This window comes from Haloarcula sebkhae (assembly GCF_014647415.1).
GTDB classification, from domain to species: Archaea; Halobacteriota; Halobacteria; order Halobacteriales; family Haloarculaceae; genus Haloarcula; species Haloarcula sebkhae.
In genome coordinates, this window is sequence record NZ_BMPD01000009.1 from 141,660 (window position 1) to 147,977 (window position 6,318).

General features: G+C 63.5%; 6 protein-coding genes. All 6 read right to left on the bottom strand.

Annotated features, from left to right (window positions below):
• Positions 1 to 7: 7 nt before the first annotated feature.
• Entirely contained in the window at positions 8 to 1,135 is a 1,128-nt protein-coding gene (locus IEY38_RS19525; RefSeq protein WP_188980447.1) for a M20 family metallopeptidase, read from the bottom strand.
• On the bottom strand, positions 1,135 to 2,370 hold the full coding sequence (gene lysA / locus IEY38_RS19530; RefSeq protein WP_188980449.1) for a diaminopimelate decarboxylase: 1,236 nt from the start codon (positions 2,368 to 2,370) through the stop codon (positions 1,135 to 1,137). Before lysA ends, IEY38_RS19525 begins: the two co-directional genes overlap by 1 nt.
• Positions 2,371 to 2,574: 204 nt before the next feature.
• Positions 2,575 to 3,054, bottom strand: coding sequence for a Tfx family DNA-binding protein (locus tag IEY38_RS19535; protein ID WP_229775390.1), 480 nt, complete (start codon positions 3,052 to 3,054; stop codon positions 2,575 to 2,577).
• 117 nt (positions 3,055 to 3,171) lie between these two features.
• Positions 3,172 to 3,543 (bottom strand): hypothetical protein, encoded by a 372-nt coding sequence (locus IEY38_RS19540; protein ID WP_188980451.1) that lies wholly within the window; start codon positions 3,541 to 3,543, stop codon positions 3,172 to 3,174.
• A 1-nt stretch (position 3,544) separates the two neighbouring features.
• Positions 3,545 to 5,071 (bottom strand): aldehyde dehydrogenase family protein, encoded by a 1,527-nt coding sequence (locus IEY38_RS19545; protein WP_188980453.1) that lies wholly within the window; start codon positions 5,069 to 5,071, stop codon positions 3,545 to 3,547.
• 285 nt (positions 5,072 to 5,356) lie between these two features.
• Complete coding sequence (locus IEY38_RS19550; RefSeq protein WP_229775391.1) at positions 5,357 to 5,884, bottom strand: hypothetical protein; 528 nt, start codon at positions 5,882 to 5,884, stop codon at positions 5,357 to 5,359.
• Between the last annotated feature and the right edge of the window lie 434 nt (positions 5,885 to 6,318).

Sequence of the window (6,318 nt, forward strand, 5' to 3'; positions counted from 1 at the left end):
CCGCCACTCAGACCAGCCGCTCGACCGTCTCCCGAACGGCACGCGCGGCGGTTCGAACTTCAGAAAGGCGGACGTACTCGCGTTTCGAGTGCGCGACAGCACCCATTTCGTCGCTCAGAACACCGGGGCCGAACACCACAGTCGGCCCGTTGGTTGCGAAATACGAGGCTTCCGTCGCGGCCCCGAACTGCCGGACCGCGCCGCCGCTCGCTTCTTGGAGTGTCCGAACCAGTTCCGCATCAGTGTCGGTCGCGAACGCCTCCGGGAACGGCGTGTCCGGGCGGATGAGGTCCACGGTGAGGTCCATCGACTCTGGGAGCCACTGTTCGAGGTGGGCTTGCAGGTCAGCACAGAAGGACTCGCTCGTCTCTGGCGGGACGCTCCGCCGGTCGAACGTGATGGTACACGCCGCCGGGACCTGATTGGTCGCCTCGCCGCCCTCCACCATCGAGGGGGTGAGAATGGGGTGGCCAAGCGTCTCGTGTTCCCCCGGGCCTTTCTTCTCGTCATAGCTCTCCATCGCCTGCAGAAGCGGCGCGGCGGCCCGGATCGCGTTGTGACCGCTGCCGGGGTCGGCGGCGTGGGCGCTCTCGCCGTGGATGGTGACAGTGCCCTCGAACTGGCCGCGGGCGGCCGTACACACGTCGAGGCCAGTCGGCTCGCCGACGATGTAGCCGTCGGCGTCGATGGTGTCCGCGAGGTGTGCGCCACCGGTCTGTGTTGTCTCCTCGTCGGTAGAAATCGCCAGTGTGACCTGTCCGTCGTCGGGCGCTACTGTGAGGAACGCATCGAGAAGGGCTGCGAGCGGCCCTTTCGCGTCGCAAGCTCCGCGGCCACAGACGATGTCACCGTCCCCGTCGCCGCCAGTACCATCGACAGTCTCGTCCAGCCCCGGTGGCTCCGTCCGCCGCTCGTAGGGCAGATGTGGCGGCACGGTGTCAATGTGCGTGTTGAGGAGGATGTGGGTCCCGTCGGGATCGCCCCGCGAGACCACAATGTTTCCGAGGTCGTCGATCTCCGGGTACTCGCCGGCATCTTCGAGCGTGTCGACCAGCAACGAGCGCATGTCGTCGACGTGCTCGTCTGACCGCGTTTCGACGGCCCGCTGGTGGAACGAGGGGATGTCGAACGCCATTACTGCTCCATCCGGGTCACGTCTGCCAGCGTCTCGCGCTCCCTGACGACTCGCGTCTCGCCGGCCTCGAAAGCGATTTCGGCAGGGCGGGGCTGGGAGTGGAACTGGTTAGCTAGCTCGTAGCCGTACGCGCCAGCGTTACCGATGGCGAGCAGGTCGGCCCGCTCGGGTCGGGCGATGGGTCGGTCGGTACAGAACACGTCGGCGCTCGTACAGCAGGGACCGCCCACGGACACCGGTTCGGCCTCCCGTCCCGGCTCGGTGACGTTCCGGATCGGGTGGTAGGAGCCGAACATCGCTGGTCGAATGAGCGTCGCCAGCGAGGCGTCGACGCCGACGACGGTCGCCGCCGGCGTCTCTTTGACCGTGTTGACCTCCGTGAGGATACACTCGGCGTCGGCGACGACGTATCGGCCGGGTTCGAGTTTGACCTGCGCGTCGAGGTCCCCGACCGCCTCGCGGACCTTTTCGCCGACGACCTCCATCTCCAGTGGCTCGACATCCTCCCGGTACGGCACGCCGAAGCCGCCGCCGAAGTCGACAAAGTCCAGTTCCGCGCCGTCGGCGATGACCTCCCGGCCCATGTCGGCGACCTTCCCGATAGCCCGACAGTGGTCGTCGAGGTCGTCGTGAAGGACGCCGCTGCCGGCGTGGGCGTGCAGGCCGACGAGGTCGAAGCGCTCGCGTACGTCGGCCGCGACCTCGGGCACCTCGTCGTAGGGGATGCCGAATTTGGCGTCCTTTCCGGTGGCGACCTTCTCGTGGTGGCCCGTCCCGATACCCGGGTTGATCCGAATGGCGACCCGGCCGTCGTAGCCCCGCTCTTCGAGGCGATCGAAGGTGTCCCGCGCACCCCCTGTAATCGTCAGTCCGGGATTCTCGGCGGCCAGTTCGACAGCACGGTCGAGGTCGTGATCCGGCGGATTGACGGCCGTGTACTGGAGCGTGTTCGGGTCCGCGCCGGCGTCGATAGCCCGCTGGAGTTCTCCCCAGGCGGCACACTCGATGTCAGCGCCCGTCTCAAGCAGTTTCGAGAGGACAGCCTGACCGGTGTGGGCCTTCGCAGCGTACATGACGTGGGCGTCGGGAAACGCCGTGGCGAACCGCTCGTAGTTCTCGGCGACGCGGTCGAGGTCGACGACGTACAGCGGTGTGCCGTGCTCGGCAGCCACCGCCTCCAGACGCTCGTGGTCCCAGTCCGTGAGGCGACGGACCGGCGGTGAGTCGTGACTCATTGGGGATACCACGGTGTCGGCGGCTAACAAGGGTTCCGTTTCGATACACACAGCACCCCAACCGGGCATCTCCGCTATCGGGTGACGCTGGCTGGGGACGGCGCTGCACGCAACAACCGTCTGTCGGCGTGCGAGTCCACACCGGTATGTGAGCGGTGCCTGTCAGTTCGAGTCAGGGGTACTGTCGTTAGATGGTCTTCCCAGTCACTCTGAGTGTTCTACCGACTGCTCTCGAACGTGTACGACACCGTCGTTTGTCACATCGATGCGGAGTGGCACCTGCACCATGTCCTGCTGAATCGCACCATCGACGGAGTCATCGATGAGTTGCAATAGATTCGAGGAGCCGTAATTGACCTCCACACCGGCTTCGTCACACGCAGCGTACACCGTCTGTGGAATATCGTAGATATCGGTCCCAGCCTCGATGTCAACACGAACAGGGGCTGTGAGGGTGTTCGCAAAGGCGACTGTCTGGCGTGCCTTTTCGACGTTCTCTCGCGCATTCCGCTCTATGCTCGAAATATTCGCGCGTGACGTGCCGAGCAACTCCCCGATATCGCTCTGACGGACATCGTTTTCGCGGAGCGCCAGCACTTCCGCCTGACGACGCGTTAGCACGCTTTCGTCCGCATCAAATCCGACAGCAGCGAGCAGTTCGTCCGGGTCGATTCGCTCATCCATAGCCACAGGTCTGCAGCCGGAGTGAAAACAACGTTGTTGCCGGCCGCGGGCTGGCAGCCCTGATCTGTACTATGCGAGGTGGACCGACCCTGAGCGACAGGCTGCTGACTGCCGAGTTCACTGCTCGGTAACGGAGATCGTGCTTGGCGACTGCCAGCGGGTCACGTCGCCGCTGGGGTGGCGTGCCATGACAATCGATTCAGCGTCGTGTGCCCGGGCGAACCGCTTTACGACGGCCGTGTCGGCGAAGTCATCCGGGGCATCGATGTACACCCGTCTGGTCAGCCCGTCTGTGTGGAGTGACACCCAGCCGGCCAACGCCAGTTCGGTTTTGGGGTCCTGTGTCCCCTCACCGGCGTCGGGCACCACCGCCTGGCACAGCCGCTCGTGCATTCCCGATGGGACGACGTATTTCGTCCCGTCGGGGGCGATGGACACGTTAGCGGCTTCGATCTGTCCGGGTGGGACTTGCGGGAACGGAACCGTCACGTCAGTCGAGCGAGATATTCACCGTCTTCGTCTGTGTGTAGTGGTCGACTGTCTCCTGCCCGATCTCTCGACCGATTCCCGACTGTTTGTATCCGCCGAACGGCTGGCCTGCCGGGAAGTCGTTGTAGGTGTTGACCCAGATGTTCCCCGCTTCGATGTCTTTTGCACACTGGTGCGCCTTCGAGAGGTCTTCTGTGAGGATACCTGCCGCGAGCCCGTAGTCGACATCGTTGGCCAGCCGGATCATGTCGTCGTAGTCGCTCCAACTGAACACTTCCTGAACCGGGCCGAATATCTCTTCTTGGACCGCTTTGCTGTCGTGGTCGATCTCGTCGATGAGCGTCGGCGCGACGAAGCACCCATCCGAGAGGGCCTCGTCGTCCGGCTGGCTCCCCCCGGTGACGAAGGCCGCCCCTTCCTGTTCTGCCTCCTCGATGTATCCCAGCGTGCGCTCGACCTGCTCCGCGGTCACTTTCGGGCCGAGGTCTGTCGATTCCAGCAGTGGGTCGTCCACAGTCAGGTCTTCCGCTGCGGCCGCGAGCTCGTCCAGGAACTCGTCTTTGACGTCTTCATGGACAAACAACCGTGACCCGGCACAGCAGCACTCGCCGGTGTTGAAGAAGATCGACGTAATCGTCGTCTTGACGGCTTGTTCTAGGTCTGCATCGGGGAACACGACGAGTGGACTCTTTCCGCCCAGTTCCAGCGTCACGTCGGTGATGTGTTCGGCGGCGCTTTGCATCACCTTGCTCCCGATCTCTGTCGACCCGGTAAACGCTAGCTTCCGGATATCCGGATGTTTCGAGAGGGGTTCGCCCGCATCCGGACCGAACCCGGTGACGACGTTGACGACGCCGTCAGGAATCACGTCTTCCGTGACCTCCATCAGTTTGAGAACACTCAGTGGCGTCTCCTCGGCAGGCTTCAGTACGACAGTGTTCCCAGCCGACAGCGCCGGGGCGAGCTTCCAGGCCGCCATCAGCAGCGGGAAGTTCCACGGGATTATCTGTCCAACAACCCCGTACGGCTCTCGGAGTGTCTGGACGTGCCGGCTGTCGTCAGTTTCGATGGTTCGTCCCTCGCCCGACCGGGCGAGGCCTGCGAAGTACCGGAAGTGGTCGATAACGAGATCGATATCGATCCGCGCCTCGGTAATCGGTTTCCCGTTATCTAAACTTTCGAGCTTCGCGAACTCCTCGCTTCGCTCCGCAATGGCGTCTGCGATACCGTCCAGCATCGCCTGGCGTTCGCTCGTGGACATCTCGCTATACGTCTCGTCGTACGCGTCCCACGCGGCCGCAACTGCTCTGTCGATGTCCTCGGCGGTGCCGGCTTGCACCTCCGCAAGTGTTTCACCAGTTGTCGGGTCTATTGTTTCGAACGTCTCCCCGGCGCTGCTCTGGACCCATTCCCCACCGATGTACAGTTCCCGCCGATCCGGCAGCACTTCGTTTGCCGCCTGTTCGTGCCGCTTCTTTATCGCTGACTTCCGCTCTGTGGCGCTCTGCTTTTTGCTGTCACTAGACATATCTACGGCCGGTATTTGATACTATTAATACTTAAAGTTGTGCGGTGATGTAGCCAGTAGCAATTACACACAGCCAAATACTGGAGTAGATGAAACCAATATAGGTTTCGTGCTGGCTACACCAGCATGATGGTCGCAATGACACACCACTGGAGGCCGTTACCTCGCTTGCCACGCTACTCCCAGAGTGCGTTCTCTCACTCCGTCACTTCCGGCGTCCCTTCTTGCCGTCGGTGGCGATGACACCGCCGCGGCGTGAGCGCCGACTGACCGGGGCGACGACCGTCACACCTCGCTCGCCACGCTGTCGGGAGTTCTGTAGCCCCTGGCTGCGGCGTAGGTCCAGCCGAGGAGCAGGCCGTACACGAGGTGGGCAACGCCCACTGATGCCACGACGAGGGCGCTCCCGAGCATGCCCGGCAGCGGGACTAGCGGTTCGGGGAACGACTGGACCCCCAGCGCGCTCATCGAAACCGGGAGCAAGAACCCTGTCGAGAGCAGGCCGATGGCGGCCGCGAAGACCACGCCACCCGCGACGCTCTCCCCGACGGACTCGATCTGGCCGTGAAACACCGGCCGGGAGACGACGAACGTGAACAACAGGCCGGCGAGGACGCTGTTCAGCAGGTGGACCACCCACCCGCCGAGGACGGACGGCCAGCCGTACAGTGCCCCGATAAACGGCATGAGGTTCGCGCCGGCGTGGAACACGACGCCCATGCCGACGCCGGCGACCAGCCCACTCACACTGCCAGCGACCCATCTGTACTTCGTCATCGCAGAGAGGCGAGAGACGGTATGTCCCTGGCTCATGCGACAAAATTTGTGGTATGGTAACAAATATACAGACGATTGTTCACGCCGCGGTAACGAGTGCTTGTTCGCACGACCATAGCAACACACCCGGAGACGGCGCGTCACGGCTCACGGCGCTCCCGTTGTCAAGGGTCGCGCTTCGCGCGTCCTTTACCGCTCCCCGGTTCCAGCCGCTCGCCGTTCCGCCGAGGTTCTTCGCGTCGCTCAGAACCTCGCTACTCGCGGGTCACTCTGTTCCCCGCTCGTTGTTCGAGTTGCTTCCGCTGGTCGCAATCTCGCTGCTCACGGTTCGCTCCCCTCATCGTTCGTCTAACGAGAGCGGTTCCCTACGGTCGCGCCTCTCGCTACTCCACGGCTCACGAGGTTTGCCGTTCCGCCGAGGCCCGCTCACTGCGTTCGCGCGCCTCGCTACACCACGGCTCACGAGGTTT